The organism is Mesorhizobium sp. WSM1293 (genome assembly GCF_000513875.1).
Taxonomy (GTDB): domain Bacteria; phylum Pseudomonadota; class Alphaproteobacteria; order Rhizobiales; family Rhizobiaceae; genus Mesorhizobium; species Mesorhizobium ciceri.
In genome coordinates this window covers 18273-45198 of record NZ_AZUV01000014.1, presented here as the reverse complement: position 1 = coordinate 45198, position 26926 = coordinate 18273, and the positions used below count along the sequence as shown (strand labels likewise).

28 protein-coding genes are annotated in these 26926 nt (G+C 63.8%); 10 read left to right on the top strand and 18 right to left on the bottom strand.

What is annotated here, in order from left to right; translation table 11 throughout:
- The first annotated feature begins 71 nt into the window (after window positions 1–71).
- Window positions 72–980: a LysR family transcriptional regulator gene (locus M729_RS0118745; protein WP_027162490.1), complete on the top strand. Its 909-nt coding sequence runs from the start codon at window positions 72–74 to the stop codon at window positions 978–980.
- On the opposite strand, the gene M729_RS0118740 is transcribed toward M729_RS0118745, so the two are convergent.
- From M729_RS0118740 to M729_RS0118730, 3 genes are all read right to left on the bottom strand, one after another.
- Window positions 944–2119, bottom strand: coding sequence for an MFS transporter (locus tag M729_RS0118740; protein WP_027162489.1), 1176 nt, complete (start codon window positions 2117–2119; stop codon window positions 944–946). The two genes, M729_RS0118745 and M729_RS0118740, sit on opposite strands and share 37 nt — an antisense overlap.
- A gap of 117 nt (window positions 2120–2236) precedes the next feature.
- Window positions 2237–2545, bottom strand: a complete 309-nt coding sequence (locus M729_RS0118735) for a DUF1244 domain-containing protein (RefSeq protein ID WP_013529201.1) — start codon at window positions 2543–2545, stop codon at window positions 2237–2239.
- An 11-nt stretch (window positions 2546–2556) separates the two neighbouring features.
- A complete protein-coding gene (locus M729_RS0118730) occupies window positions 2557–3354 on the bottom strand; it encodes an N-formylglutamate amidohydrolase (protein ID WP_027162488.1) in 798 nt (265 codons plus the stop codon).
- Window positions 3355–3599: 245 nt separating this feature from the next.
- Between M729_RS0118730 and M729_RS0118725 the strand changes: the two genes are divergently transcribed.
- Both M729_RS0118725 and pyk read left to right on the top strand, forming a co-directional pair.
- Window positions 3600–4088, top strand: coding sequence for a DUF1036 domain-containing protein (locus M729_RS0118725; protein ID WP_013529203.1), 489 nt, complete (start codon window positions 3600–3602; stop codon window positions 4086–4088).
- On the top strand, window positions 4085–5521 hold the full coding sequence (pyk, locus tag M729_RS0118720) for a pyruvate kinase (RefSeq protein WP_013529204.1): 1437 nt from the start codon (window positions 4085–4087) through the stop codon (window positions 5519–5521). The genes M729_RS0118725 and pyk overlap by 4 nt, the downstream gene beginning before the upstream one ends.
- A 43-nt stretch (window positions 5522–5564) precedes the next feature.
- Here the strand turns inward: pyk and M729_RS0118715 are convergent, their stop codons facing one another.
- The 3 genes from M729_RS0118715 to ykgO form a co-directional block, all read right to left on the bottom strand.
- A complete protein-coding gene (locus M729_RS0118715) occupies window positions 5565–6629 on the bottom strand; it encodes an alpha/beta hydrolase (protein ID WP_027162486.1) in 1065 nt (354 codons plus the stop codon).
- Window positions 6630–6766: 137 nt separating this feature from the next.
- Window positions 6767–7372, bottom strand: coding sequence for a hypothetical protein (locus tag M729_RS0118710; protein ID WP_027162485.1), 606 nt, complete (start codon window positions 7370–7372; stop codon window positions 6767–6769).
- Between the two features lie 112 nt (window positions 7373–7484).
- Window positions 7485–7610, bottom strand: coding sequence for a type B 50S ribosomal protein L36 (gene ykgO, locus M729_RS0118705; RefSeq protein ID WP_006203764.1), 126 nt, complete (start codon window positions 7608–7610; stop codon window positions 7485–7487).
- Between the two features lie 240 nt (window positions 7611–7850).
- Between ykgO and M729_RS0118700 the strand changes: the two genes are divergently transcribed.
- Window positions 7851–8273: a lysozyme inhibitor LprI family protein gene (locus M729_RS0118700; protein ID WP_027162484.1), complete on the top strand. Its 423-nt coding sequence runs from the start codon at window positions 7851–7853 to the stop codon at window positions 8271–8273.
- Window positions 8274–8279: 6 nt separating this feature from the next.
- On the opposite strand, the gene M729_RS0118695 is transcribed toward M729_RS0118700, so the two are convergent.
- From M729_RS0118695 to M729_RS0118655, 9 genes are all read right to left on the bottom strand, one after another.
- A complete protein-coding gene (locus M729_RS0118695; RefSeq protein ID WP_027162483.1) occupies window positions 8280–9359 on the bottom strand; it encodes a 5-(carboxyamino)imidazole ribonucleotide synthase in 1080 nt (359 codons plus the stop codon).
- Window positions 9356–9853: a 5-(carboxyamino)imidazole ribonucleotide mutase gene (purE, locus tag M729_RS0118690; RefSeq protein ID WP_024502962.1), complete on the bottom strand. Its 498-nt coding sequence runs from the start codon at window positions 9851–9853 to the stop codon at window positions 9356–9358. Before purE ends, M729_RS0118695 begins: the two co-directional genes overlap by 4 nt.
- A 102-nt stretch (window positions 9854–9955) precedes the next feature.
- A complete protein-coding gene (locus M729_RS0118685) occupies window positions 9956–10849 on the bottom strand; it encodes a ribokinase (protein WP_027162482.1) in 894 nt (297 codons plus the stop codon).
- Window positions 10846–11721 (bottom strand): MurR/RpiR family transcriptional regulator, encoded by an 876-nt coding sequence (locus M729_RS0118680; protein ID WP_013529211.1) that lies wholly within the window; start codon window positions 11719–11721, stop codon window positions 10846–10848. The genes M729_RS0118685 and M729_RS0118680 overlap by 4 nt, the downstream gene beginning before the upstream one ends.
- Window positions 11718–12686 (bottom strand): ABC transporter permease, encoded by a 969-nt coding sequence (locus M729_RS0118675; protein WP_013529212.1) that lies wholly within the window; start codon window positions 12684–12686, stop codon window positions 11718–11720. The genes M729_RS0118680 and M729_RS0118675 overlap by 4 nt, the downstream gene beginning before the upstream one ends.
- 9 nt (window positions 12687–12695) lie before the next feature.
- Window positions 12696–14210, bottom strand: coding sequence for a sugar ABC transporter ATP-binding protein (locus M729_RS0118670; protein WP_027162481.1), 1515 nt, complete (start codon window positions 14208–14210; stop codon window positions 12696–12698).
- A 68-nt stretch (window positions 14211–14278) separates the two neighbouring features.
- Window positions 14279–15331, bottom strand: coding sequence for a substrate-binding domain-containing protein (locus M729_RS0118665; protein ID WP_024502965.1), 1053 nt, complete (start codon window positions 15329–15331; stop codon window positions 14279–14281).
- A gap of 41 nt (window positions 15332–15372) precedes the next feature.
- Window positions 15373–16362, bottom strand: a complete 990-nt coding sequence (locus tag M729_RS0118660; protein ID WP_027162480.1) for a TIM barrel protein — start codon at window positions 16360–16362, stop codon at window positions 15373–15375.
- Between the two features lie 394 nt (window positions 16363–16756).
- Window positions 16757–16960 carry a DUF465 domain-containing protein gene (locus M729_RS0118655; protein WP_013529216.1) on the bottom strand — a complete coding sequence of 68 codons (204 nt, stop codon included), beginning with the start codon at window positions 16958–16960 and terminating at the stop codon, window positions 16757–16759.
- Window positions 16961–17199: 239 nt separating this feature from the next.
- Here M729_RS0118655 and M729_RS0118650 point away from each other — a divergent pair, with 239 nt between their 5' ends.
- From M729_RS0118650 to M729_RS0118630, 5 genes are all read left to right on the top strand, one after another.
- On the top strand, window positions 17200–17379 hold the full coding sequence (locus tag M729_RS0118650; protein WP_013529217.1) for a YdcH family protein: 180 nt from the start codon (window positions 17200–17202) through the stop codon (window positions 17377–17379).
- 334 nt (window positions 17380–17713) lie between these two features.
- Window positions 17714–18967, top strand: a complete 1254-nt coding sequence (gene ispG / locus M729_RS0118645; RefSeq protein ID WP_024502967.1) for a flavodoxin-dependent (E)-4-hydroxy-3-methylbut-2-enyl-diphosphate synthase — start codon at window positions 17714–17716, stop codon at window positions 18965–18967.
- Between the two features lie 5 nt (window positions 18968–18972).
- Entirely contained in the window at window positions 18973–19827 is an 855-nt protein-coding gene (locus M729_RS0118640; RefSeq protein WP_013529219.1) for a lytic transglycosylase domain-containing protein, read from the top strand.
- Between the two features lie 88 nt (window positions 19828–19915).
- On the top strand, window positions 19916–20731 hold the full coding sequence (locus tag M729_RS0118635; RefSeq protein ID WP_084652670.1) for a Stf0 family sulfotransferase: 816 nt from the start codon (window positions 19916–19918) through the stop codon (window positions 20729–20731).
- A gap of 45 nt (window positions 20732–20776) precedes the next feature.
- Window positions 20777–21517 carry a class I SAM-dependent methyltransferase gene (locus M729_RS0118630; RefSeq protein WP_027162478.1) on the top strand — a complete coding sequence of 247 codons (741 nt, stop codon included), beginning with the start codon at window positions 20777–20779 and terminating at the stop codon, window positions 21515–21517.
- Between the two features lie 26 nt (window positions 21518–21543).
- Here the strand turns inward: M729_RS0118630 and M729_RS0118625 are convergent, their stop codons facing one another.
- The 3 genes from M729_RS0118625 to M729_RS0118615 all read right to left on the bottom strand — a co-directional run bounded on the left by M729_RS0118625 (window position 21544) and on the right by M729_RS0118615 (window position 25868).
- Complete coding sequence (locus M729_RS0118625) at window positions 21544–23883, bottom strand: response regulator (RefSeq protein WP_013529222.1); 2340 nt, start codon at window positions 23881–23883, stop codon at window positions 21544–21546.
- Between the two features lie 114 nt (window positions 23884–23997).
- On the bottom strand, window positions 23998–24804 hold the full coding sequence (locus M729_RS0118620) for a class I SAM-dependent methyltransferase (RefSeq protein WP_027162477.1): 807 nt from the start codon (window positions 24802–24804) through the stop codon (window positions 23998–24000).
- Window positions 24805–24950: 146 nt separating this feature from the next.
- Window positions 24951–25868, bottom strand: a complete 918-nt coding sequence (locus M729_RS0118615) for a polyprenyl synthetase family protein (RefSeq protein WP_027162476.1) — start codon at window positions 25866–25868, stop codon at window positions 24951–24953.
- Window positions 25869–26141: 273 nt separating this feature from the next.
- Between M729_RS0118615 and M729_RS0118610 the strand changes: the two genes are divergently transcribed.
- The gene (locus tag M729_RS0118610) at window positions 26142–26852 is read left to right on the top strand and encodes a transglycosylase domain-containing protein (RefSeq protein ID WP_224620082.1); all 711 of its coding nucleotides are present in this window, start codon (window positions 26142–26144) and stop codon (window positions 26850–26852) included.
- Window positions 26853–26926 lie beyond the last annotated feature (74 nt).

Below are 26926 nucleotides of genomic sequence, written 5' to 3'. Positions count from 1 at the left end.
CAGCTGGAATATGGTCGCTCCGAATGCGAATGGAAATTGACTGCAGATGGCGTTCTGATATTCATAAATGAATGGCAGAAATCGACTGGAACCTGATCAAGAGCTTTGTCACCGTGGCGGAATCCGGCAGCCTGTCGGCTGCCGCGCGGAAGCTTTCGGCCAGCCAGCCGACGCTTGGCCGTCACATCGGCGAGTTGGAACAGGCGCTGGGCGTCACGCTGTTCCGTCGAGGACGGCACGGCTACGAACTGACGGAGGCCGGCAGCACGCTGTTCGAACGCGGCAAGGCTGTCAGCGAGCAGGCAAGCGCCTTCTCACTCCTGGCACTGGGTTCGGTCGAGGCTATCGAAGGCACGGTGCGTATCGCCGCCAGCGAGGTCGCGGCGGCCTATGTCCTGCCTGAGATGACGATGCGGCTGGGGATCGAGGAGCCCGGCATCGAGGTCGAGATCGTCGCCTCCAACCAGGTTGAGAACCTGCTGCGTCGAGATGCCGACATCGCCATCCGCATGGTCAAGCCGGCGCAGAACGAGCTGATGGCACGCAAGGTCTGCGACATCGAGCTCTGCGCCTGCGCGGCCAAATCCTATCTCGACAGGCGCGGCCGTCCGCTGAAGCCTGCCGATCTTGTCGACCACGATCTGGTCGGCTTCGACCGCGGCGACGAGATCATCAGGGGTTTTACCCGGCACGGCATCCCCGTCACCCGGAGCAGCTTCCGCTTCAGGGCCGACAACCAGATCGTTTTGTGGGAAGCGGTGCGGGCGGGAAACGGCATTGGTCTTGGCCAGGAGCCGCTGGCCGACAGGGATCCTTTGATTGAGAAGGTGCTGCCTGACCTGCCGCTGCCAGTTCTGCCGGTGTGGCTGGCGATGCATCGCGACGTGCGTACCAGCGTGCGCATCCGCCGTGTGGTGGATTTCCTTCACGAGGAGCTGAAACGCTATTCGGCGGGTGCTGGCGCGAATTCGGCGCGGTGAGCGAGCCCGGCCATCAGCAACACGATGATCAGCAGTCCCGACATGGTGATGAAGATCGGGCCGAAGCTGGAATGCTCGGCAACGAAGCCGATCGCCGACGGCGCCACCAGTATGCCGCAGTATCCGATCGTTGTGACCACGCTCATGCCGGTGCCGGAAGACATGCCTTCCTGGTTGCCGCCGGCCGAAAAGATGATCGGCACCATATTGGCGATGCCGAAGCCGCAAAAGGCAAAGGCTGCAATGGCGAGCCAGGGCGAGGGCGCCAGGCCAGCCACCAGCATGCCGACCGCGGCTACGAGGGCCGACGCGCGTAGCGTCGTCACCGCGCCGAAGCGATTGCGTATGCCGTCGCCGAAGAACCGCGTAACCGCCATGACGCCTGAAAATCCGGCGTAGGCGAGGCCGGCGACGGCGAGATCGGCGCCGAACTCCTGGCGCAGATACAGGGCTGCCCAGTCGAGCACCGCGCCCTCGGAGATCATCGCCAGCAACGCCATCAGCCCGATCAGATAAACCAGCGGGTTTGCCGGCAGTGCGAATTTGTGGTGCTCGGCCGCCTGCGGTCTGTCTTCGGCGAGGAGATGGCGAACGGCCACCGCGATCACCGCGAAGGCAAACGCCGTTACTGCCGCCGCGTGGACGAGGTGGCCGTAATGCTGGATGGCAAAGCCGCCGAGGCCGCCACCGGCAAAACCGCCGAGACTCCAGAAGCCGTGCGAAGACGACATGACGGCGCGGGAGAGCCGCCGTTCGACCACCACGGCGTTGGCATTCATCGCAACGTCCATGCCACCGATCGAGCCGCCGAAGATGATCATGGCAACGGCCGCCAAGGGTACGTCGGGCGCCAGCGCCACGACCATGAGACCGAGGCTGCCGCACAGGGCGAACCAACGCAGTACGGTGCGCGAACCATGTCTGGAGATCAAATGACCACACCAGGTCATCGCGACGACGGCGCCGACCCCAAACAAGAGAATCAGCAGACCGAGCGTGAACTTCGAAATCTCCAGCCGGGTCAGGAACACCGGAATCTGCGGCGCCCAGCTGCCCGTCAGGAAGCCGTTGGCGAGGAAAATGGCCGCGAGCGCCCATCGGCCGCGAATGGCAGTCAGCTTGGCAGTTGACGCGTTCATGAGGCGAATCCCGCAAGAAATGGCTTCGCGCGGCAAATTAGATCGATTCAATTTTCAGTCAAGGCTCTTTCGGGAAGCATTTTTTGAGCCAAACACAGCCTTGAGTGATCGCCGGCCTTAATGGTCCTTGGGGCGCCTTGCCTCGAATTCGGCCTTCTTGGCGTCGGAGGCCTCGGTCTGGTTGAGCGCCTGCCATTGCGCATAGGGCATGCCGTAGACGATCTCGCGCGACTGATCCTTGGTGAGATCGACGCCCTCGGCATTGGCCGCCTCGCGATACCAGTTCGACAGGCAGTTGCGGCAGAAGCCGGCGAGGTTCATCAGGTCGATGTTCTGCACGTCGTTGCGTTCGCGCAGATGCTCGACCAGCCGGCGGAAGGCGGCCGCCTCGAAATCGCGTTGCTGCTCGTCGCTGAGTTCGGTCATCGAAACCTCCGTCATAGCGGCCCGGTGCGCGAGCCGAACATCTTCACCACATGTATATCGGGACGGCGGTCGATGGCGTCAACGATCGGCGCCAGCCGTTCGGCCCAGGCGAGCGCGCCCTTCTGGTCCGATATCAAATCCTGTCGGATCTCGATCAGCGCATGGGCGAAGCCGTTGACGATGGCGTGCTTGTACATGGTGTCGCCGCGCAGCGCGCCGTCATAGGGTTCGTTGTCGCCGACGACGAGGTTCCTGTCCTGCGCCAGCATGTCTATCAACGGCCGCGCCACGCGGTCGTCGAGGTCCCACAGGATGCCGACGTGCCAAGGACGCTGGATTCCTTGCATGGCCGGGGTGAAGGAATGCACCGAGAAGATGAAGGGCGCCTGGGCGGAAGCCTGTGCGACCGAGGCGATCATGGCGCTGACGGCGTCGTGATAGGGCCGGTAGAACCCGTCGAGCCGCCTCTCGCGCTCCTCGGCAGTGATGGGGTAGTTCCCAGGTACGACCGTGCCGTCATAAAGCTGGCGAATGAGCGTCGGGTCGTCTTCGCCGCGATTGGGATCGATCAGCAGCCGCGAAAAATTGGCGAGCACCGCTGGCACGCCCAGCAGGGCAGCCAGTTCGCGCGTCACGCCCTCGACGCCGATGTCATAGGCGATGTGGCGGTCGAACTCCGCTGAGGGCAGGCCGAGGCTGCCATAGTCGTCGGGCAGGTCGCGACGGGCATGATCGCCCAACAGCACGATGCCTCGCTTGCGGTCGCCCTCGATGATGTCGAAAGGCGCGAAAACTGTGGATCGGGTCATTGGCGGGAAATGGTCTGTTCGCTGGCTTCCGGGGAGGATGCTATCGTCATTCCACGAAGACGACGCTTGCGCAATGCCGTTGTTTGGCCAAGGTTTCCCGGGAAATCTGGCACAAGTCGGCGAATTGTGCGCCGGAGCCTTTCTAAATCGATTGGAATTGGACAAAACGGTGCGTTGACATGCGCCCGGACTTTTCCGAAAAGGGGCGCAGAGAGATGCTGATGTGGTTTTTGAGGGGTTTTCGGATGAGTTCCGCCGGCGGGCAGCGCATGCGCTCTGCCTTTGCCATGCCGCTCCTCACTCTTGCCATCGGCCTGTCGGCCATGGTCGTGGCTTCGCCGGCGCGTGCCGATTTCCGCGTCTGCAACGCCACGCAGAACCTGGTTGGTGTCGGCATCGGCTATCGCGCCAAGGCCGGCTGGATCACCGAAGGCTGGTGGCACATCGAGGGATCGAGTTGCAAGACGCTGATCGAAGGGCCGCTGTCATCAAGGTTTTACTATCTTTATGCAGAAGACGCCGAACGCGGTGGACGCTGGGACGGCCCGATCAACATGTGCGTGGCTGAAAAAGAGTTCAAGATCGCAGGCGTAACCGACTGCGTCGCCCGGGGCTTTCAGCGCGCCGGATTCCAGGAATATGACACGGGCGAACAGGCAAGCTGGATGGTCCAGCTGACCGATGAGTCCACAACGGGAGGCGCTCCAGCCACCCCGGGAACAAACAGTCAATGAGACGTAGCCGCAAGGTCAAGATCCTAGCCACCATCGGTCCTGCCTCCTCCTCGGAGGAGATGCTGAAGAAACTGTTCGAAGCGGGCGCCGATGTGTTCCGCATCAATATGAGCCATACCGACCATGAACTGATGCGCACGCTGGTCGGACGCATCCGCGCTGTCGAGGAAGCCGTTGGCAGGCCGATCGGCATCCTCGCCGATCTGCAAGGGCCAAAGCTGCGCGTCGGCAAGTTCGCCAACGGCAAGGAAGTGCTGACGCAAGGCCAGACCTTCACGCTCGACGACAATCCCGAGCCCGGCACCTCGACCAGGGTCTATCTGCCGCATCCGGAAATCCTGAGCTCGGTCGAAGCCGGCCATCGCCTGCTGATCGACGATGGCAAGCTCGAGCTGAAGGCGGTGAAGAGCGACGGCAAGTCGATCGTCTGCACCGTCGTCGCCGGTACCACGATTTCCGACAAGAAAGGCGTCAGCCTGCCTGACACGGACCTGCCGGTCGGCGCGTTGACCGAGAAGGACCGCAAGGACCTCGATGCCGTGCTGGCCACAGGCGTAGACTGGGTGGCGCTGTCCTTCGTGCAACGGCCGGAGGATCTGGCCGAAGCGCGCAAGATCGCACGCGGCCGGGCGCTGATCATGGCCAAGATCGAGAAGCCGCAGGCTGTCGCCCGGCTGGCCGAAATCATCGAACTGTCCGACGCGCTGATGGTCGCCCGCGGCGATCTCGGCGTCGAGATGCCGCTCGAGGCGGTGCCCGGTATCCAGAAGCAGATCACGCGCGCCGCACGCCGCGCCGGCAAGCCGGTGGTGGTTGCAACGCAGATGCTGGAATCGATGATCACGGCACCGGTGCCGACCCGCGCCGAGGTGTCCGATGTTTCGATCGCCGTCTTCGAAGGCGCCGATGCCATCATGCTGTCGGCGGAATCGGCGGCGGGTGCCTATCCCGTCGAGGCCGTGGCAATGATGAACCGTATCGCCACCAAGGTCGAGACCGATCCGACCTATGCCGGCATCATCAACGCCCAGCGCTCCGAGCCGGAAGCGACCGGCGCCGACGCCATTTCGCTGGCCGCGCGCGAGATCGCCGAAACGCTGAAGCTGTCGGCGATCATCACCTACACCGCATCAGGCACCACGGGCCTGCGCGCCGCCCGCGAGCGGCCGCAAGTGCCTGTTATCGCGCTGTCGCCGATCCTCAACACGGCGCGGCGGCTGTCGCTATTGTGGGGCACGCATTGCGTTGTCTCGCCCGACGCCGTCGACCTCGACGACATGGTCAACCGCGCCTGCCGCATCGCCTTCGACGAAGGCTTCGGCAAGCCGGGCGACCGCGTCATCATCACCGCGGGCGTACCGCTGCGGACACCGGGTTCGACCAACATGCTGCGCATCGCCTATATCGGGTCGGACACACAAGTCAGCCGCTAGATTCCTAAAGCGTGTCGGCTCTGAACGGTTCGGGCGACCCGCTTCAGGTCGGCGCGAGTTCGGCCTGCGGTACCTTGATATCGGCGCATCTGCCGGCGCCGTAGGCGTCGCCGGCGATGCGCGCCTCCACGGTCCTGGCCATCGCCTGCAGGTCGATACTCTTGCCGGCGACCTTCTCGATGGCGCCGACGGTCAGGTCGGGCGCGATCCAGTCTGGCTTGTGACCGAGATTGTGCACCCAGACGAGTTCGGCACCGGCAATGTCGCGCGCCAGACCGACCGAATGGATATGTGCATAGACCACCTTGTCGCGATCGCCTGAAATGACCACGGTTGGCGCCTTGATCTCGTTGTAGCGCGGTGCGGCGTCGAGGGCATAGCGATAGAGCCCGGCGACATCGGTGGCGTTGGCGCGAAAGGCTTTTGGTCGCAGCACCAGCGGGATAGAGGCCATTCCGAGATAATTGTCCGGCACCTTGTTGGGCGAGAAAACGCAGGTGGTGGCGTCGGCCATCTGCAGTGTACCGGCCGGATAGGTCAGCGTTTCGGAAAACAGCCAGCCGAGCACGGGAATGGTGGTCAGATCGTAGTACCAGGCGGTTGCGCCGCCCGGCCATGGATGGGTCGCCGGTGCGAGGAAGACCAGTCCAAGTGTCTTGTCTGGATGCTCGCGGCCGAAGGCCGATGTCACCACGCCGCCGAAGGAATGGCCGACGATGACAGCCTTCCTGATGCCGAGATGGTCCATCAGTGCGGCAATGGTGTTGGCCTGCGCCGACGGGTTCTCGTTGTTGGTGCCGCGACCCGACCAGCCATGGCCTGGCCGGTCGAAGAACAGCATTTCGGCGCGGCCTTCGAGCAAGGGACGCAGCGGCATCATCTGGTCCCTGAGATTGGCGCTGGCGCCGTGGATGAAGACGATCGGCGGCAGCTCGGCGTTGGCGGGTGCCGGAACATGGACATAGTGGATGCGGGCGCCGTCGATGTCGGCGAACTCGCCGAACGGCGGATCGCGGTGCTCGATCAGCCATGAGCCGACGCGGGTGATGCCGACAAAGCCGAAGACAAGCGCCATCAGGAAGGCAAGGGCGGCGTAGATCAGGTTCATGGGGGGAGATACGGAGGTGGAGGAGGATAAGTTGTAGGGGAGTAGGGGAGTAGGGGAGTAGGGGAGTAGGGTGTGTTCCGCGGGTGCAATCTGCCCCTACGGTCTTACTGCCCTATTCCCTTACTCCCCTAGAGCAATCAAATGCCTTCACCGGCAAGTTCCTCCGAAATCGTGCCGACCTGGTCCTGGGCGCTGCGCATCATCGGATAGATGGCCAGGACCTTTTGCCAGGCCTCGAGCGCCGATTGCTTGTGGCCGGTCAGCGCCATGATCTGCGCCAGGCCGGACAGCGCACCGAAATGGCGCGGCTCGAGCTGCAGCGTATGGTCGATGTCGGACATCGACTTGCCGTAGTTCTTCATCATGAAATGGACGGTGGCACGTCGGTTCCAGCCTTCGGCATAAGTCGGCTGCAAAGTCACCACTTGGTCGAGGAAATCGAGCGCGACGTCGAACTTCTGGCCCTCGACGGCTTTTTGCGACCATTGCATCATCAGGTCGATCGAGGCGCTGCCGGATTGCGACCACTCGCTCCAGATGTTGCCGGCGATGCGCTCCGCCGCCTTTTCGTTGCGTTCGCGTTTCAAGTCGCTGAACAGCTGATCGAGGCGGGCTTGTTTCGTCGTTGCGGCGGGCGGCGCATCCTGAGTGGCCGGCGGCGCGACAGCACCATCCGCCCATGCCGGGCCATAAATGACGCCGGAAACAAGCAGAGATGTCAAAAATGCAAAAGGAATCCGCATCGCCGGACTCTAGTCCCGGGCGAGAGAACGTCAAACTGAATTTGGCGTGAAAAGGCCGGCAGACGGCGACAAGCATCAAATGGGCGGAGGCGACAGCCTCCTGCCCGAAAACTCAGCCCTGACGTGCCTTGTAGCGCGGGGCGGTCTTGTTGATGATGTAGATGCGGCCCTTGCGGCGAACCAGCTGGTTGTCGCGGTGACGCGCCTTCAGCGCCTTGAGCGAATTCTTGATCTTCATGGTCTTGCCTGTCAGTGTGGACCCGGTTGGGTCGAAATTTTAAGGCGCGCCAGAAGACGCGCCTTTGAACTGTGGGTGGCTCATAAACGAGGAGCCTTGTCCCTGTCAACCGCAAGCGTGCTCCATAGCGGCTGTGAATCATCCCTGTCATCAATTATCCGCCATGTCGGCCTTGCGGCATTGCGCGGCCCTGGGCCGGCTGGGATGATGCGGTCGCCGTGAAATGATTTGGAGACGTCTATGCGCCGGATGTTCCTGTCCGCCTGCCTGGTCCTGCTGGCGGCAGCTTCGGTTGCGCGCGCGCAGGAATGCGACCGCAGCGACGACAGCCAGCAAATGATGAACATCTGTGCCGGCGAGGACTACCAGGCGGCCGACGCCAGGCTCAACACGGCCTATCAGAACCTCACCAGCTCGGACGATGCCAACGGCAAGAGATTGCTGCAGGTGGCGCAACGCGCCTGGATCACTTTTCGCGATGCCGAGTGCGCGCATTCCACCGCCGCCAGCGAAGGCGGATCGATCCATTCGATGGAAGTTTCGCAATGCCTGACCAGATTGACCAATGACCGCGTCAAGCAGCTCGCTGCCGCGGCCAATTGCGAGGAAGGCGATGGGAGTTGCGCCAATCCAGGGCAGGACGAGAGCGACGACGCGCAGTAGGCAACCTTATGAGGCGCGACGTCTGATCCGAGTGAAATGACCCATCTTGCGACCGGGCCGCGCTTCGGTCTTGCCGTAGAGATGCAGCATCAGATCGGGCTCGGCGAGAAGCTCCGGGACGCGCAGCACATCGTCGCCGATCAGGTTTTCCATCACGCAGTCGGAATGGCGGTCCGGGCCGCCGAGCGGCAGGCCGGCGATGGCGCGGATATGCTGCTCGAACTGCGAAACGACACAGGCGGCTTCCGTCCAATGGCCGGAATTGTGCACGCGCGGCGCGATCTCGTTGGCCAGCAGCGAGCCATCGGCCAGCACGAAGAACTCGACGCCGATGACACCGACATAGTCGAGCGCCGCAAGGATCTTCGATGCGGCCGTTCGGGCTGCTTGCGCCGTCTCCGGCATAATGGCGGCCGGCAAGGTCGATGTGTGGAGAATGCCGTTGCGATGGATATTCTCGGCTGGATCGTAGGCGACAACCGCACCGTCCAGCCCACGCGCCGCGATCACCGATATCTCGCACTCGAACGGCACGAAGGACTCCAGAATCAGCGGCACATTGCCCATCGCCTCGCATGTGCCGGCAAAACCGCCGGCTTCCATGTTGCGGAAGACGCGCTGGCCCTTGCCGTCATATCCCATGCGCCGGGTCTTCAGGATGCCGCTGCCGTCGGATGCTTTCAGCGCCGCCGCCAGCTCGTCATCATTGTCGACGGCGTGGAAATCGGCGGTGGCAATGCCGATGCCGTTGAGGAATGTTTTTTCGTCCACCCGGTCCTGCGCCACTTCCAGCGCACGCGCCGGCGGATAGACCGGAACCTTGGCCGCCAGCGCGCTGGCCGCCGCGACCGGGACGTTCTCGAACTCGTAGGTGATGACGGAACTCGACGCTGCCAGGTCGGCAAGGGCGGCCGGGTCGTCATAGGCGGCTGTTATCTGCCGGTTGGCGACCTGTGCGGCCGGGCAATCCGCTTGCGGCTCCAGCACCACGGTGCGGTAGCCGAGACGGGCGGCAGCAACAGCCAGCATGCGGCCGAGCTGGCCGCCGCCAATGATGCCGATGGTCGATCCGGCGGGCAGGCTCACGGCGTATCCGTCGGTTCAGCCGCGACCTTGGCAGTCTGCGCGGCGCGCCAGGCATCCAGACGGACGGCAAGGCTGTCATCGTTCAGGGCCAGCACGGCGGCGGCCAAAAGGGCTGCGTTGGTGGCGCCGGCCTTGCCGATGGCCAGCGTTCCAACGGGAATGCCGGCTGGCATCTGGACGATGGACAGCAGCGAATCCTGCCCGGAAAGCGCTTTCGATTCCACCGGCACGCCGAACACCGGCAATGGCGTCATCGCCGCCGTCATGCCGGGCAGGTGTGCTGCACCGCCGGCGCCGGCGATGATCACCTGGTAACCGGCCGCCTTGGCGCCCTTGGCGAAATCATAGAGCCGGTCCGGTGTGCGGTGCGCGGAGATGATGAGCCGCTTGTGCGGGATGCCAAGTGCTTCCAGCGTTTCGGCGGCATGGCGCATCGTCGCCCAGTCGGACTGGCTGCCCATGATGATGGCGACGTCGGCGCGTTGATCGTCCAAGTCCGTGTTCCCCGGCGACAAAGGCGCGCCTTAGCGGAATTCGCACGAGGCCGCAAGGATAGGCGGCCGCTGCTGCGGTCTGGCAAGACGGAAACCAGCCGGTCAGATGCCGTCGCGCTCGGCCTCTGGCGTCGAGACCAGCAAGGCCGAAGCCGCGTTGGCGGCGGTGATGGCCACCCGCATGGTCTGCCCACGGGCAAGTCCCGCGGCCAGCGCGCCAACGAATTCATCGCCGGCGCCATGCGTGCTGGCGACCTTGACCGGGATGGCGGACAGCGCAAAGGCCTCGCCGCTCCGGTCGCAACAGGCGACACCTTCGCCGCCCGCCGTGACAATTGCCACCGGATAGAGATCGGCCAATAGCCGTGCGGCTTGCGCGGCCCCGTCGAGTGTCTCGACCACTGCCGTGCCAGCCAGGAATTCCGCCTCGATGGCGTTGACCACCAATATGTCGACCAGGGCGATCAACTCCTCGGAGAGTTTGCGCGCGGGGGCCGCGTTGAGCACGACGCGACCGCCCCGTGCCTTGACTGCGCGTGCGGCGGCAATGTTGGCGGCTTCCGGCACTTCGTTCTGCAGCAGGAGCACCGCCGTCTGTCCCACCACATCGGAAGCAGAGGCACTGTCGGCATGGCCCAGTGCCAGATTGCTGCCCGAGACGATCACCGCGCCATAGTCGCCGCCTTGGTCGAAGATCGCCACGCTCATGCCGGAGCCGGCGCCAGCGGCCACCCGCACGAAGCGGCGGTCGACCTTGGCGCGATCGAGATTGGCCAGCAACGCCCGCCCGAAATCATCGTCGCCGACGGCGCCGATCATCGCCGCATACACACCGGCCCGCGCCGCCGAGACGGCCTGGTTGCCGCCCTTGCCACCGCATTTGGGGTGCCAGGCATGGCCGGTCACCGTCTCGCCCTTGCGCGGGCGGTCGGGGGCGTCGACCATAATGTCGTAATGCAGGCTGCCGAACACGGTCACCAGCGGCGTTGTCGTCATGAGCCCCGGTCTTTTCGTTTCGATGTCACCGCCGACATGGTGCGGCCGAGATTGCGCTCCGCCGCCTGATAGTCGCGCTGCGCCACCGCGACGAACAACGCGTCGAGAATGTTGAGCTGGGCAATGCGGGCCGCTGCGTTCTCGCCCATCAGCGGCGAGCCCTGCGCGGTCGAGCACAGAACGATATCGGCGACGGCGGCCAGGGGCGAGTTGTCGTAATTGGTGATGGCCAGCGTGCGGGCACCGTTCTTGCGGGCCAACTGGATGGCGTCGATAACGGCCGACGTGTTGCCCGAATGCGAGAAGCCGACGGCGATGTCGTCGCCGCCGAGCAGCGAGGCCGACATCAGCATCATGTGCGAATCGTCGTAGACGGATGCGCGGATGCCGATGCGCAGGAATTTGTGCGAAACGTCGCGCGCGATCTGCGCCGAGCCGCCGACGCCATAGAAATCCCGGTTCTTGGCACGGAAGAGCAGCTCGGCGGCGCGGTCGAAATCCTCGATGTCGAGGATCGCCAGCGTCTCCTCCAGCGCCTGGATGGAGGTGCGGAACACTTTTTGCACGATCTCGGCCGAACTGTCGTCGGATGACAGTTCCTGGTGCATCTCGGCGGTCGGCAGGCGACTGTATTCGTAGACGGCGGTGCGGAAATCGCGATAGCCGGAAAAGCCGAGCTTCTTGGCGATCTTGACCACCATCGCCTCGGACACGCCGGATTCCTCGGCGATCTGCTTCAGCGGAATGCTCTCGTCGAAGCCGCGCCGGCCGAAGACGGTTTCCACCACCTTCGCCTCCAGCGGAGTGAGATGCGGCATCATCATGCGGATGCGCGGTCCTACCGCTTTCAGGTCCAGCCCGCTCAAGGTCATCCACGCCCCCTCGTCACGCGATCGATAAGCATCGCGGCGAGGATTATAAGACCAGTTGCCAGAAGCTGATAGAAGGACTGGACGTTCATCAGCGTCAAACCGTTGCGCATGGCGCCGAGGATGACGGCGCCCAGGATGGTGCCGACGACGCTGCCCTTGCCGCCCATCAGCGAGGCGCCGCCGATGGCGGCAGCCGCGATGGCGTCGAGCTCCCAGAGATTGCCGAGGATGGGTTCGGCGGCGCCCAACCGGCCGATCAGGATCTGCGCGGCAAGCGCCGCCAGCAGGCCTGAGATCATGTAGGCGGCGATCTTGGTGCGGGCAATCGGCACGCCGGCGATGTAGGCCGCCTCCTCGTTGCCGCCGACGGCGAGCAGATATTCGCCGAAGGGCGTCTTCTTCAAAACGACCCAGGCGACGACAGCCACGCAGGCGACGATGACGACCGCCAGAGGCAGTCCGAACAGCGAACCGTTGAAGACGGCGCGAAAGCCTGGGGGCAGGCCGAGGACCGGATTGCCGCCGGTGTAGATCAGCGCCAGTGCCCGATAGGTGCTGAGTGTTCCCAACGTGACGATGAAGGGCTGCAGCCCAACATGGGCGACGAGCACGCCGTTGACGAGGCCGCAGGCAAGACCAATGGCGAAGCCGGCGGCGATGGCCAGCGGAAACGGCACGCCGGCGACCATCATAGAGGCCGAGATGACGGCCGAGAGTGCCGCCGTCGGCCCGACCGACAGGTCGATGCCGCCGGAGATGATGACCAGCGTCATGCCCAGCGCCAGACAGGCATTGATGCTCGACTGCTGCAGGATGTTGATCAGGTTGCGCTCGGCGAAAAAGCCGGGCACCAGCGCGCCGAACACGGCCAGGATCACGACAAGCCCGATCAGCGTGCCGGCGTCGCGCATGGAAACACCGCGCAGGAATTCGGCCTGGGGCCGCACCAGAGTGGCATCCGACATATCCGTCACCTACTGCCTTGCCGGCTGTGCGGCCGGCGTTTGCGTTTGCGGGATGGCGTGCGCCGCGATCGCCTGTTCTGAGAGATTTGCCCTATCGAGTTCGGCGGCGATGGTGCCGTCGCGCATGACCAACACGCGGTCGGCAAGCCGGATCACCTCGGGCAGTTCGGAGGAGACGACGACCACCGCATGGCCCTCGGCGGCGAGTTCCTCGATCAGATGATAGATCTCCGCCTTGGCGCCGACATCGATGCCGCGCGTCGGCTCGTCGAACAAGAGGATGCGTGTTCCCGCCGCCAGCCAGCGGCCGATGATCGCCTTCTGCTGGTTGCCGCCGCTGAACAGGCGGATCGGCCGGTCGAGCAGGAATGGGCGCAGATTGACGCGGCTCATCTTCTCGGCCGCCACCTGTTTCAACCTGGCGTGATCGATGAGGCCGCGCGGCGCGAACACGGCCATCGAGGCCAGCGCCATATTGCTGGTGATCGAGCGCAGCGGCACGATGCCTTCGCGTTTGCGCTCCTCCGGCACCAGTCCGACGCCGGCGGCAATCGCGTCACGCGGGCTGAAGAACCGTGCCGCCTTGCCGTCGATTGCAATCGTCCCGGCCGTGGCGCGATCGGCGCCGGCCAAGAGCCGCAGCAGTTCAGTGCGGCCGGAACCGACCAGGCCGGCAATGCCCAGCACCTCGCCGCGATGCAGATCGAACGACACGTTGCGCACCTTCGTCGCCGAGGAGAGGCCACGCGCGCTCAGCATGACCTTGTTCGTGGCATGGGAATTATGCTGTTCCTGCGCCAGTTCGCGGCCGACCATCATCGCCACGACCGCTTTCTCCGACAGGTCGTTCAGATCGACGGAATCGACGACGACGCCATCGCGCATGATGGTGGCGCGCCGGCAGATGCCGAACACCTCGTCCAGCTTGTGCGAGACATAGACGACGGCGACGCCGTCGCGGGCGAGGCCGGTGATGACTTGCGCCAGCCGTTCGAATTCGCTCGGCGTCAGGCTCGATGTCGGCTCGTCCATGGCAACGATGCGGGCGCGATCGAGCAGCGCGCGGGCGATCTCGACAATCTGCCGCTGCGCCACCTTCAGGGTACCGAGGGGTGCAGCCGGATCGATGGAGGGATCGATGGCCGCAAGAGCCTCCGCAGCACGGCGCTCCTGTTCGCGCCGGGCGACGAAGATGGCGCCGCGCGTCAGCGGATGGCCTAGGAACATGTTCTGGGCGACGCTAAGGCGTGGTACCTGCTGCAATTCCTGATGGATCATGGCGACGCCCGCAGCGCGTGCGGCGACCGGGTTGGCGAGTGTAACCGGCTTGCCGTCGATGAGGACGCTTCCCGCTGTCGGCGTGTGGACGCCAGACAGGATGCGCAGCAGCGTCGACTTGCCGGCGCCATTTTCGCCGAGCAGGCCGTGGATTTCACCGGCACCTACCGAGAACGACACGCCGTCAAGCGCCCGCACGGCCGGAAACAGCTTGGAAATGCCCTGGAATTGCAGCCGGGGTGACATTGGGTTCTATCTCCGGGCAACGGTGCCGGCGGGAGCGAATTGCTCTGGCCGGCACTCGCCGACTGGCCTTACTGGCCCGCAGCCGCGTCCTCGAGCAGTGCCTTGCGCGCGCCGGCGCCGGAATAGCGGTCGGCATTGTCCTTGGTGATCAGTGCCTGGGGCGTGGCGACGACGCGGGGCAGCTTCTGTCCCGCGACGAGACGCAGAGCAGTTTCCAACGCCACTTCGCCGGTCAGCACCGGGAAACTGTCGACCGTGCCGGTCAGTTCGCCGGCCCGTATGGAGGCATAGGCGTCGGAAATGCCGTCGGTGCCGAAGACCGCAACCTTGTCCTGCAGGCCGGCGGCCTTGACTGCCTCGACGATGCCGAGCGCCATGCCGTCATTGTTGGCATAGAAGCCGATCAGGTCGGGGTGCTGCTGCAGGATGTTGGTGGCCGCATCATAGGAGGTCTGGCGGTCCCAGTTGCCGGGAACGCTGGCGACGACCTCGAACTTGCCTGCCTCGGTGATGGTCGACTTGAAGCCGTCGGTGCGCTGCACGGCGGCATAGACGCCAGCCTGGCCTTCGACGATGGCGACCTTGCCGCCATCCGGACGGTTCTTGATGAACCATTTGGCGACGCGCACGCCATTGTCGCGCTGGACATTGCCGACATAATGTTCGGCCTGCGGGATCACGGCGTCATTGACGTTGACCACCGGCACGTTGGCGGCCTTGGCTTGCTCCATGATCGGCTGCAGATTGGCATCCGTCTGCGGCGAGACGAGCAGCACGTTGTAGCCCTGCGTCACCAGGCCTTCGGCAATGGTGAGCTGGCCGAGCTGGTCGCCCTCGCTTTGCGCTGCCTGATAGACGACGGGAACGCCGACCTTGGCGCCGAATGCCGTGTAGCCCTCGCCCAGCGAGCGCCAGTATTCATTGGTCAGCGTCTTGGAGACGGCGCCTGCCTTGGTGCCTTCGGGCAGCTTGGGGAACGCGCCGAATTTGGCCTCGACCTGCGACCAGTCGATGCGGTCCTTTTCCGTGTCGGAATTGAGCGGCGCGAGGTCGGCCGAAAAGGCAGAGCCGATCGACAGCGCCATCAGTGCGGCGGTAGCCGTGGCAAGCAGAAGTTTCATTGTATTCCTCCCTTGTTGAAAACGATAATGGTGCGCATGCCTCAGCTATCCGGCCCGAGCATGATTTCCTGGATGATGGCCTGCGACGTCACCGCATCCTGGCTGTCCATGGCGGCGGACAGGCGATTGTCCTGCCCCAGCCGGTCGACGACGCGCAGCATGCGCTTGACGGTGGCGATGTTGACTTCGCACTCGCGCACCGGATCGAGCCCGGTCATGTCGGGGAACGTGTCGAAATAGATGGCGCCGGCGTAACCGTCGCGGCGAATCTGCCTGAGCAGCTCGATGGTCTGCAGCGTGTGCACCGCGCCGACCATCAGGCCGTCGTCGCGCTTGGCGTAGCCGTCGTTCAGATGCACGCCGAGCAGCTTGCTGTGGCGCGCCACCAGGGCCGCGGCAAAGGCCGGCTGTTCGTCGGCATAGAGCACATGGGCGAAATCGAGGGTGACGCCCAGATTGGGCAGGCCGACATCGCGGATCGCCAGCAAGGTCGTCGCCGCATCCGGCATCAGGCTGTAGGAGCGTGGTTCGTTCGGTTTGTACTCAAGGCTGATCTGACAGTCGGGATCATGCGCGGCTACTTCACGAATCCCATCGATTTCGTGTTGCCAAAGCGTCACATAGTCGGCCTGGAAGGCGTAGTCGAAGCCATCCTGGCCGAGCCACAGCGTCATCAGGCTGGCGCCGGCCTCACGCACGGCGTCGATGCCGGCTTTGGTCAGGTCGATGGCCTCGCGGCGCACCGCCGGATCCGGATTGGTGAATGCGCCGAGCTTGAAGGCGGGGTTGGAGTAGTAGCGCATGGCAAAGCCATTGATGGAAAGCCCGAGATCGCCCAGTTTGAGGGCGATTTCCGCAGGCTTTTCACTGACATGGTCGGGAAAGTTGAGGTCGAGATCGGTAAGCCCGCCGACCTTGGCGGCGCGCGCCGCCATCTGCAGCAGCGACGGCTTGCCGGTAAGATCAGGCCATTCGGCCTGCGGCTGCGAGGCAAAGGAATTCAGGCGCGTGGCGAAACGAGTGGCTGTCATGGTCGATCCTTCAATCGTCATGACTTCACATAAACACAAATATTTGTAAAGTCATTGTTTTGAGGGGCGGACGGTGAGCTGTGTCGACGGCCGGGGCTGAGCCGCGCGAAGGCGCAGGTTTCCCAGCGGCGTCACCGGACAATCCGTCAGAACGGCGGGATCAGTGACTGGGGAGGACCGTCCTCAGCCGCCGTTTTGCGGAAACGTGCGACGAAGCCGTCGAGTTCGAGGTGCTCCATGTGCGAGATCGCCCGGCAGGAGGCGCCTTCGCGGCTAGTGCGCCGGCGAAAAAGAGCCCAACGATTGACCGGCCAAAGGCACCGTCACACGACCGCGCAGGGAGATGCAGATCGCCGCTGCCTGGCGCTCGATCAGCGTCAGTACTTCACATCGTTCAAGCAATGATGTCGGGAATGATCTTGTCTTCCAGCGCCATCAGCCGGTCCTTGAGGAACAGCTTCTTCTTCTTCATGCGCTGGATCTGCAGCGGATCGCAGGCCATGGCGATCATCGCGTTGATGGCTGCATCGAAATCGGCGTGTTCCTGCTTCAGGCGGGAAAATTCGAGGCGAATATCGGCCTGTTCCTGATCGGACATTCTCTACCGTCTGCACGTCTGCGGCGCCCAAAGCTGGGCCTGATTGGGCGGGGCCGGGTGTTTTGTCACCGGCGTGCAGCCCATATCACATTTCACAGTGTCGTGGAATGCTACCACGGATCATTCGACATCGCCCGCGGAAGGTGACACACTGTCACCGTGCCGTCACAGAAGCGAACCTGCGGTGGACGCGCCGTGACGGTTGCAATCGAGGAAAACCATGAAAGGGAGAACCAATCATGTCTCTTGCATCCCATCTTGATGAGTTGCAGCGGAAACACGGCGACATCGAACGTGAAATCGATGACGCGATGAATCATCCATCGGTCGACGACCTCGAAATCGTGAATCTTAAGCGACGCAAGCTGGCACTCAAGGACGAGATTGAAAAACTAAGAGGAAAACCGACCACGCATTGATGCCCTCCTGACATAGCCGCCCGGTATCCGCGGCCTCTTTTCCCGGCGGCTCCCCGCCGCCGGCGTGGAGGGGTTTGATTTCCCAGCACCGGTCTGTCAGCCGAAGCTGGACTTGCACCCGGCTTAATATCCGCTTCGGCTGTCGCCCGTTCGCCAGATCATCGATTGTTTTTGGTCGTTGGCGGCGTGCCGATTCCGGCCAGTGGCGACCTGTCGCCATTGACAAGCCATCTTTGCTCCTCCACCTCATGCCCGGACCTCAGCGCATCGGCCCGGGGCGTCGTTGTGCGCCCATGCAGGACACAAGATGCTCCAGAGACAAAAGGCTGCCGGCATGACCGGATATTTTTCCTCTCCTTTCCCCCGCCGCACCTCGGTCGGCGTCGATGTCGGCGGCGTGGTCGTCGGCGGCGGCGCGCCTGTTGTCGTCCAATCGATGACCAACACCGACACGGCCGATATCGACCAGACCGTCGCGCAGGTCGCAGCACTGCACCGGGCCGGCTCCGAGATCGTGCGCATCACCGTCGATCGCGACGAGAGTGCCGCCGCCGTACCGCGCATTCATGAGCGGCTTCAGCGACTTGGCATCAACGTGCCGCTGGTCGGCGACTTCCACTATATCGGCCACAAGCTCTTGGCCGATCACCCGGCCTGCGCCGAGGCGCTGGCCAAATATCGCATCAACCCCGGCAATGTCGGCTTCAAGGACAAGAAGGACCGGCAGTTCGCCGACATCGTCGAGATGGCGATCAGGCATGACAAGCCGGTGCGCATCGGTGTCAACTGGGGCTCGCTCGACCAGGAGCTTTTGACCCGGCTGATGGACGACAACCAGGACAAGGGGTTTCCGCTGACGGCGCAGGAGGTGATGCGCGAGGCGATCGTGCAGTCGGCGATCCTGTCGGCCGAGATGGCGGAAGAGATCGGCCTTGGCCGCGAGAAAATCATCCTGTCGGCCAAGGTCAGCGGCGTGCAGGACCTGATTGCCGTCTATGCCGAGCTCGCCACCCGCTCCAACCATGCGCTGCATCTCGGCCTGACCGAAGCCGGCATGGGCTCGAAAGGCATCGTCGCTTCGTCGGCCGCCATGGGCATCCTGCTGCAGCAAGGCATCGGCGACACCATCCGCATCTCGCTGACGCCGGAGCCGAATGGCGACCGCACGCGCGAGGTGCAGGTTTCGCAGGAATTGCTGCAGACGATGGGGTTCAGGCAGTTCGTGCCGATCGTCGCCGCGTGTCCCGGCTGCGGCCGCACGACCTCGACCGTGTTCCAGGAGCTCGCTCAGAACATCCAGGCAGATCTCAGGAAGAACATGCCGGTGTGGCGCGACAAATATCCCGGCGTCGAGAACCTCAAGGTCGCGGTGATGGGTTGCATCGTCAACGGCCCGGGCGAGTCCAAGCATGCCGATATCGGCATTTCGCTGCCCGGCACCGGCGAGACGCCGACGGCGCCTGTCTTCGTCGACGGCAAGAAGGCGGCGACGCTGCGCGGACCGTCGATCGCGGCGGATTTCGAGAAAATGGTCGCCGACTATATCGAACAGCGGTTCGGTCGCGGCGGCAAGGCCGCGGCAGAGTAGGTCAAATGCAGCGTTTCCTGTGGGCGACGCTGGTCCTGCTGTGTGGGCTAGTCTGGTCGACACTGGCTCAGGCCGATCCGCCGCAATCCGCCAAGCAACGGCTTATCGACAAGGTCTGCAACCTGATCCAGGCGCATGCCGACCAGAATGGTTTGCCCAGGGATTTCTTCGCCCGGCTGATCTGGAAGGAGAGCCGTTTCGATCCCAACGCCGTCAGTCCCGTCGGCGCCGAAGGCATTGCCCAGTTCATGCCGGGAACCGCCAAGATGCGCGGGCTTGCCAATTCCTTCGACATCAATCAGGCGATCCCGGCTTCGGCGAAATATCTCGCCGAAATGAAAACCGGCTACGGCAATCTCGGCCTGGCGGCCGCCGCCTACAATGCCGGCGAGAGCCGGGTGTCGCGCTGGCTCAGTTCCGGCGGTTTCCTGCCGATGGAAACCGAAAGCTATGTCTTCGACATCATGGGCGAACCAGCCGACAAGTTCACTGACCGAGCCTATGCCGGAAGGGTCGAACCGCTCGACGCTAAGGCGGATTTTGCCGTCGCTTGCCGAAAACTGCCGGTGATCATGTCGCGGACCGTGGCGATGGCCTCGATCAACGTAAAGCCATGGGGCATCCAGGTGGCCGGCAATTTCCGCCGCAGTGCCGCGATCAACCAGTGGCTCAGGGTAAGGAGCCGGTTCCCGGCCCTGCTCAACGGGCACGATCCCGTGGTCAGCCGGGTGCGCACGCCAATCGGCCGGCGGGGTATCTATGCGGTCAGGATCGGTGTCGACCACCGCGCCGATGCAAACGTCATCTGCCAGAAATTGCAAAGCATCGGTGGGGCATGCGTGGTGGTGCGCAACCGGTGATTTGACCCCTGCCGGCAGGGTGTTTTGTCTGAGAGAGGCATTTAAAAAAGCGACAGCCGTGACGTCGCATCCAGCAAGGATTTCAGCTATGGCGGCGGCCATCTTACCAGGAGCGACAGCCCCTGCCTTTGACAAGCCGCGTGGGCACAACATGTTCGATGGATACATTATCTGCGGCACACCGAGGACCGGAAGCACTTTGCTGTGCAAGCTTCTGGCATCCACCAAGACGGCCGGCGATCCACACTCATTCTATCGGCGCCAGGACGTGGTGGAGTGGGCCGAAGAGTGGAAGTTGCCCGATCGCGCCGCGATGAGCGAGCTCGAATTCGATGCCGCGTATCTCGATGCCGCGATCGCCGCCGGTAAGGGTGGGACCGACCTCTTCGGCCTCCGCTTGATGCGCGAAAATCTGGATGAGCTTTCGGCGATCCTCGACCGGATTTTCCCAAAACGGCCATCCGACAGAGCACGGTTCGAAAGAGCATTCGGCAATGTTCTCTACATACACCTCTCGCGGGAAGACAAGCTTGCGCAGGCTGTCTCCCTGATCAAGGCAGAGCAGACCGGTCTTTGGCATATCGCTCCCGACGGTACCGAGATCGAAAGGGTCGCACCGCCGAAAGAGCCCCAATATGATTTCGAGCGGATCAGGCGTGAGGTCGCGGAACTCGAGACCTATGATGCGGCCTGGAACATCTGGTTCGCAGCACAAGGCATATCCCCGCATCGGGTTGGCTACGAGCGCCTTTCGAGCAATCCGGCGGCGACATTGCTAGGCATCTGCGAAGTCTTGGGCGTTCAAGCGCCGAATGCCGATGACGTGAGGCCCGGCGTTGCAAAGCTCTCCGACGACACGAGCCTCGACTGGATGCGCCGCTATCGTCTGGACGCAGCCGCCTGACGCATTGATGGGCTGCAGCTGGAAATTGGAGTATGGGCAGAGACTATGACCGACCCTATCTACAGCGATCCCGACTTCGTCCAGTTCTATGATATCGAGAACCAAAGCGGCCGTGCCGATTTTGATTACTGTATCGGTCTTGCCGTAAATCGCGGCTCGGTCCTCGATCTCGGCTGTGGCACTGGCCAACTGGCTGCCGAACTTGCCGATGGGCATAATGTCACTGGCGTTGACCCGGCATCGGCGATGCTCGACGTGGCGCGGCGCAGGGCCGGCGGCGACAGGGTCGACTGGGTCGAGGCCGACGCGCGAACTGTTCGGCTCGGGCGGCGTTTCGACCTGGTCCTGCTCACCGGGCATGCGTTCCAGGTTTTCCTGACAGGCGAGGATCAGATGGCGGTGCTGGGCACCATCGCCGAGCATCTCGCTCCCGGCGGGCTCTTCATTTTCGACACACGAAATCCCGCCGAGGAGGAATGGCTGGAATGGACACCGCAGCGCTCCGAACGGGCAGTTACACATCCCGGCCTCGGCACGGTCAAAGCCTGGTATGATGCCGAACACGATGCCGCTACCGGCATCGTCACCTACTCGACCTTCTATGACATTCCGGGCGGTAGACCTGTTCTGAGCGCCGAATCCAAGATCGCGTTCCCCAAGAAGGAAGATCTTGCGGGGATGCTGGACGAGACTGGCCTGTTGGTCGAGCAGTGGCTGGGTGACTGGCAGGGCACACCTTATGGTGTGACCTCGCCGGAAATCATCCCGATCGGCCGGTTGCGCTGATCCGGCCTGACCAATAGGGCCGGCTTTTACGCCGTCTTGGCCACCACGGTCTCGCTGAGCCAGGTGCCGATCTTGGTGCCCAGTCGGTCGGGCGAAACGGGCTTCGGCAGATAGTCGTCCATGCCCGATTCGATGCACTTGTCGCGATCGCCCTTCAGCGCATGCGCGGTGACGCCGATGATCGGAATGTGGGTGCCCGTCGAGGTCTCCATGGCCCGGATCGCGCGGGTCGCTTCGTAGCCATTCATCTCCGGCATCGAGACGTCCATCAGGATCAGCTTGGGGCGCAGCGCCCGGTACATCTCGACCGCCGTGCGGCCGTTGCCGGCGATGCGGTAGCTCAAGCCCAAGCCATTGAGGATCTGGCCGAAGACCAGCTGGTTCACGTCGTTGTCCTCGGCAATCAGGATGTCGATCGGTCCGTTCGGCGTGGTTGTCGATTCCGGTGCTGCCGCGACTGGCAGCGCCGGGCCGCGGATGACGGTAAAGGCGGGCGGCGCTGCCGGGGGGGCCTGGACGATCGGTTCGCGGACAAACTGCGCCTTGCCGACCTGCGAACGGGCCTTCTGCACGACCGAAATAACGGTGCCGAGCAGGACCGCGGAGCGCGCCGGCTTGGTCAAATGCGCGGCAATGCCGAAGTCGATGATCATCTTGCCGAAATCGACCTGGTCGACCGAGGTCAGCAACACCACCGGGATGGAGGACAGCCGGCTGTCGGAAGCAATTGCCCTGGCGACGTCGGCGCCGTTCATGCCAGGCATCTGGTAGTCGAGGATGATGCAGTCGACGGCGGCGCCCAACTGAAAGGCGCGATCGAGGAAGGCCAGGCCGACGGCGCCGCTTTCGGCGGCGGCACAGTCGAAGCTCCAGCTCCTGAGCTGCTCGAGCAGGATTTCGCGGTTGACCGGATTGTCGTCGATGACCAGCACGCGCGCGCCGGTGACGTCGACCGGCACGATCTCGTCGCGCGCCGCGGCCTGATGCGCGGGCAGCGGCACCGCGAACCAGAACACCGAGCCGCGGCCGATCTCGCTCTCGACGCCGATCTTGCCTGCCATCAGGTCGACGAGGCGTGCTGCGATGGCCAAGCCCAGCCCCGTGCCCTCGTGACGGCGGGTGGACGAGCCGTCGACCTGCGCGAATTTTTCGAACACGTTCTGCAGTTTCTCGGCCGGTATGCCGATGCCGGTGTCCTCGACGCGGATCTTGAGCTGGACCACGTCGTTGACGATCTCGCCGCCGACGTCGATCAGCACGTGACCCTTCTCGGTGAACTTCACTGCGTTGCCGAGCAGGTTGGTGATGATCTGCCGGAACCGGCCGGCGTCGCCGACGACATGGGCCGGCAGGCGCGGATCGACGCGCACGATCAGTTCGAGGTTCTTTTCGGCGACGCGAGCCGAGACCAGCGTCGCCACGTCCTCGACCGCCTCGGAAAGGCGGAAGGGAGCAGGGTCGAGGGTGAGCTGGCCAGCATTGATCTTGGAGAAATCGAGGATGTCGTTGATGATGGTGAGCAGCGCGTTGCCGGACTTCACGATAACGTCGGTGAAGGTCTTTTGGCGTGGGGTCAGATCGGTCTTGGCTAGCAGTTCGGCCATACCGAGCACACCGTTCATCGGCGTGCGGATTTCGTGGCTCATATTGGCCAGGAATTCCGATTTGGCGCGGTCGGCGGCCTCGGCCTTGAACAGGGATTCGGCGGATTCGGCAAAGGCGCGGCGGATCGCCACTTCCATCGGACGGAAGATCCAGAAGGCGACGATGGCAAGGGCCGCGAACAGGATCCCGCTGGCCCACAACAACAGCCTGTCGCTGGAGGCATCGGCCAGATGGCGCTCATCATCCATGGCGGTGCGGACGCGAACCAGCATGGGTTGGGCGAACAGGTCATTCTGGTTGCGGATTTCGCGATAGCTCCACTCATCGACCTTCTGCGCCACCGACATCAGGTTGAAATTGCGCACCATGTCGCGCGGCGACCAGAACAGATCGCCGTTAACTGAAGCGGATTGGAGTTCGTCGACGGTCTTGATCGACAGCCGCGGCTTGATCGCCGCAAGCTGGGCGGTCAGCGTCTCGATCTCGCCGGTCAGGCGCTCCGAATGGCCGCGCGCCGATGTGGTCAGGGCATCGCGTGTCTCCGCCCGCCAGGCGGTGCCGGTCGTCTCGGCAAAGCTGGTCGCGTTGCGCAGGTCTCGGGTGAAGATGACGAGATTGCTGCTCAGCGCATCGATGTCGCGGCGAAAGGAATTGACGCGATCAAGCGCAATCACGATGCCTGCGGAAGCCAGCGCGAAGATCAGCAACCCTGAAATATAGCGGATCCGGACCGACCGGATGAAGGACGAATATTCAGGCATGCGCAACCCCAACACATACGCACCATTTTAATGGCCGGGATTACGCTTCATTTACATTAAAATTTCGTTCGTTCGGGCAGGCGAGCCGTGCGAGCCGCCGGATGGACAGCGCGCCTAGGCCGCGTCCACGACGAGGGCGCGGATGCGGCCACTCACCGGGCCTTCCCCGAACCGTTTCCCAAGGGCATTCGCCACGTATCGCGTCACCTCCTCCAGCGAGCCACCGCGCGCCTCGATCTCGGCCCGCAGGGGCGTGCCCTGGCAATAGGCCGTGGCCGCCTCATATGGCGAGGAAGCGGCGCTGACGGCATCCAGCGGCTCTATGGTGATGTTACGGAAGCCGGCGGCATGCAGGTCGGCGCGGATGACGTCCGCATCGTGATAGCCATGCGGTGTCCTTGCCATGAAGCGAGGCGGATCGGCCGGGAAAAAATGGCCGAGCGCACGCGTCACCTCATCGGCAAACTCGTTCTCTTCGATGGCACCCCAGACGTTGAACAGGAAGTGCCCGCCCAGCCGCACCACGCGCCGAACTTGCCCGTAGGCGCCCACCCGATCGGGGAAGAACATCGCGCCAAACTGGCAGACCACGGCGTCGAACTGTGCGTCCTCGAAGGGCAGCGCCTGAGCATCGGCCTGCTGCCAGGTGATGCGAGGATCGTCCACCATCCGCGTGCGTGCGTGGTCGAGCATGGGCTGGTTGAGGTCGGTGACCACGATGCGCGCTTGCGCCGGCAGCTTTGCTGCGAGCGCACGTGTCACCACACCGGTGCCCGCCGCCACTTCGAGCACCGATTGCGGCCCGAGCTTCGACACCCGCTCCGCCAGATCCCGCGCATATGGCTCGAAGATCAGCGGCACCATCGCCCGGTCGTAGATCTCGGGAATGGAACCGCTGAACAGCTTGTCGGTGGTCGACATGGCATCCTCCAACTCTTATCCGCACCGCGTGCTTGCCGTGCGGATGTCAATCCTCTGCCTCGGCAGGCTTCCGCTCAAGTTCTATTTCAGAACCGGCCGGCGGGGACGTGCGTGCAATCAGTTCGATGTTCCGGCTGGCACCAACCTTAGCTGTTACGCGCCGCCACGAATGTCGCCGCTTCTTTCAGCAACTGGGCATCGTCGCCATAGGGCTCAAGCAGCGCATGCGCCTGCGCGACGAGGCCGTGCAGCTGGCCGCGTGCCCAATTTGCACCATGCAAGGCCACCAGCGTCGCCTTGCCGGCGGCGGCGTCCTTGCCGGTCGCCTTGCCCATCTGGCTGGCGTCGGCGGTCAAATCGAGCAGGTCGTCGGCAAGCTGGAAGGCAAGACCGATCGCCGAGCCGAATTCGGCCAGCCGCTCGCGGTCATCGGCCGGGGCGCCGGCGATGAGGGCGCCTGCCTCGCAGGCGAAGCGGATCAGCGCGCCGGTCTTCATCGCCTGCAGCCGGATGATGCCGGCCTCGTCCGGCGGCGTCTGTTCGGCTTCGAGATCGAGCTTCTGGCCGCCGACCATGCCGCCTGCTCCGGCGGCGCGGGCAAGCGCCAGCACCAGGGCTGCCCGCCGCTCCGCCGGCAGCGCGGTCGACTCGCCGGCAATGATGTCGAAGGCCAGCGTCAGCAGGGCGTCGCCGGCCAGGATCGCGGTCGCCTCGTCGAAGGCCTTGTGCACGGTCGGCTGGCCGCGACGCAGGTCGTCGTCGTCCATGGCGGGCAGATCGTCGTGTATCAGCGAATAGCAATGCACGCATTCAAGTGCGGCGGCGACACGCAGTGCCGCCTCGCCGTCGGCGGAAAAAAGGGCGGCGCTTTCCATGACCAGGAAGGGCCGCAGGCGCTTGCCGCCGTTCAGCACGCCATGGCGCATCGCCGCCATCAGCCGGTCCGGCCGGGCGATCTCGCCCGAAAGCGCGCGGTCGTCGAGCAGTCGCCGCAGCAGCACCTCGACGGCGGCTGCCCGCCTGATCAGCGCCATTTCGAACGCCATTTGGTCGTCATTCGTCATGGCCGGGACCGGTAGCCGACACTCAGACGTTGCGCAAGAAGGCAAGCGCCATTATGCCGGAGCAGTATGAGCCCGTTCGGAAACTCTACTCCTGCGGTCATCTGAGGGCGTTTTCTGCGCTTCCGGTGCTTGCGTACTCTAATGTACGCTCCGCTCCGGTTCTCGAAAACACCGTCACATGACTCACAGGAGCGCGTTTCAAAACGAGCTCTCTGGCACGGGTTGGGCGGCTTGGCGGAACCGATCGTCGATCATGAAACCGAAAAGCTGGACATGGCGACGAGATCGCGGGGCGTAAACCGCCGTGGTCTCAAGCGCTGGGTCCGGCGCGGCATCGTCGTGGCCGCGGTGCTGGCTTTGATTCCGGTCGTGCTGACGTTTCTGTACCTGCCGTTCTTCGTGCATCCTGTCTCGACGCTGATGCTGAAGGACCTGGCGACCTTCTCCGGTTACGACCGCCGCTGGGTGTCGATCGACGACGTGTCGCCGGTGCTGGCCAATTCCGTCATCATGTCGGAGGACGGGCAGTTCTGCTTTCATCGTGGCGTCGATCTCGGCGAGCTGAGAGGCGTCGTCGACGATGCGCTGGCCGGCGAAGCGACGCGCGGCGCCTCGACCATCACCATGCAGACGGTCAAGAACCTGTATCTCTGGTCGCGGCCGCTGGGCTCGGTGCGCAAGGTGGTCGAATTGCCGCTGGCCGTCTATTTCGATGCGGTGATGTCGAAACGGCGCATCATGGAAATCTATCTCAACATCGCCGAGTGGGGGCCGGGCATCTACGGCATCGAGGCCGCGGCACAGCACCATTTCGGCGTCTCGGCAAAACAGCTGTCGCGACGGCAGGCCGCCCTGCTTGCGGTCTCTTTGCCAAATCCGATCGCCCGCAATCCGGCCAAGCCCGGGCCTGGCCTGAGGCGGCTTGCCAATCTGATCGAGCGGCGAGCCGGCCGCTCGGGCGCCTATGTCGGTTGTCTCCGCTAGCCGATCCAAAAAAATTCGCGCCAGTGCTGGCCAAAACGGCACAGGGCGTGTATAGGCACCCGACTTTCTCAGAT

Coding starts and splice junctions, on each gene's coding strand:
- M729_RS0118715 (WP_027162486.1), bottom strand. CDS start 6,629: ATGAACCTGATCTACGCCGCCCTTGCCTTCCTGATGGCGCTTGTCTTC.
- M729_RS0118700 (WP_027162484.1), top strand. CDS start 7,851: ATGCGCCGGATGTTCCTGTCCGCCTGCCTGGTCCTGCTGGCGGCAGCT.
- M729_RS0118630 (WP_027162478.1), top strand. CDS start 20,777: ATGACCGACCCTATCTACAGCGATCCCGACTTCGTCCAGTTCTATGAT.
- M729_RS0118635 (WP_084652670.1), top strand. CDS start 19,916: ATGGCGGCGGCCATCTTACCAGGAGCGACAGCCCCTGCCTTTGACAAG.
- M729_RS0118625 (WP_013529222.1), bottom strand. CDS start 23,883: ATGCCTGAATATTCGTCCTTCATCCGGTCGGTCCGGATCCGCTATATT.
- M729_RS0118655 (WP_013529216.1), bottom strand. CDS start 16,960: ATGTCCGATCAGGAACAGGCCGATATTCGCCTCGAATTTTCCCGCCTG.
- M729_RS0118610 (WP_224620082.1), top strand. CDS start 26,142: ATGGCGACGAGATCGCGGGGCGTAAACCGCCGTGGTCTCAAGCGCTGG.
- M729_RS0118660 (WP_027162480.1), bottom strand. CDS start 16,362: ATGACAGCCACTCGTTTCGCCACGCGCCTGAATTCCTTTGCCTCGCAG.
- M729_RS0118675 (WP_013529212.1), bottom strand. CDS start 12,686: ATGTCGGATGCCACTCTGGTGCGGCCCCAGGCCGAATTCCTGCGCGGT.
- M729_RS0118730 (WP_027162488.1), bottom strand. CDS start 3,354: ATGACCCGATCCACAGTTTTCGCGCCTTTCGACATCATCGAGGGCGAC.
- M729_RS0118670 (WP_027162481.1), bottom strand. CDS start 14,210: ATGTCACCCCGGCTGCAATTCCAGGGCATTTCCAAGCTGTTTCCGGCC.
- M729_RS0118615 (WP_027162476.1), bottom strand. CDS start 25,868: ATGACGAATGACGACCAAATGGCGTTCGAAATGGCGCTGATCAGGCGG.
- ispG (WP_024502967.1), top strand. CDS start 17,714: ATGACCGGATATTTTTCCTCTCCTTTCCCCCGCCGCACCTCGGTCGGC.
- M729_RS0118710 (WP_027162485.1), bottom strand. CDS start 7,372: ATGCGGATTCCTTTTGCATTTTTGACATCTCTGCTTGTTTCCGGCGTC.
- M729_RS0118640 (WP_013529219.1), top strand. CDS start 18,973: ATGCAGCGTTTCCTGTGGGCGACGCTGGTCCTGCTGTGTGGGCTAGTC.
- M729_RS0118620 (WP_027162477.1), bottom strand. CDS start 24,804: ATGTCGACCACCGACAAGCTGTTCAGCGGTTCCATTCCCGAGATCTAC.
- M729_RS0118745 (WP_027162490.1), top strand. CDS start 72: ATGGCAGAAATCGACTGGAACCTGATCAAGAGCTTTGTCACCGTGGCG.
- M729_RS0118740 (WP_027162489.1), bottom strand. CDS start 2,119: ATGAACGCGTCAACTGCCAAGCTGACTGCCATTCGCGGCCGATGGGCG.
- M729_RS0118665 (WP_024502965.1), bottom strand. CDS start 15,331: ATGAAACTTCTGCTTGCCACGGCTACCGCCGCACTGATGGCGCTGTCG.
- pyk (WP_013529204.1), top strand. CDS start 4,085: ATGAGACGTAGCCGCAAGGTCAAGATCCTAGCCACCATCGGTCCTGCC.
- M729_RS0118725 (WP_013529203.1), top strand. CDS start 3,600: ATGAGTTCCGCCGGCGGGCAGCGCATGCGCTCTGCCTTTGCCATGCCG.
- ykgO (WP_006203764.1), bottom strand. CDS start 7,610: ATGAAGATCAAGAATTCGCTCAAGGCGCTGAAGGCGCGTCACCGCGAC.
- M729_RS0118650 (WP_013529217.1), top strand. CDS start 17,200: ATGTCTCTTGCATCCCATCTTGATGAGTTGCAGCGGAAACACGGCGAC.
- M729_RS0118735 (WP_013529201.1), bottom strand. CDS start 2,545: ATGACCGAACTCAGCGACGAGCAGCAACGCGATTTCGAGGCGGCCGCC.
- M729_RS0118685 (WP_027162482.1), bottom strand. CDS start 10,849: ATGACGACAACGCCGCTGGTGACCGTGTTCGGCAGCCTGCATTACGAC.
- M729_RS0118680 (WP_013529211.1), bottom strand. CDS start 11,721: ATGACCTTGAGCGGGCTGGACCTGAAAGCGGTAGGACCGCGCATCCGC.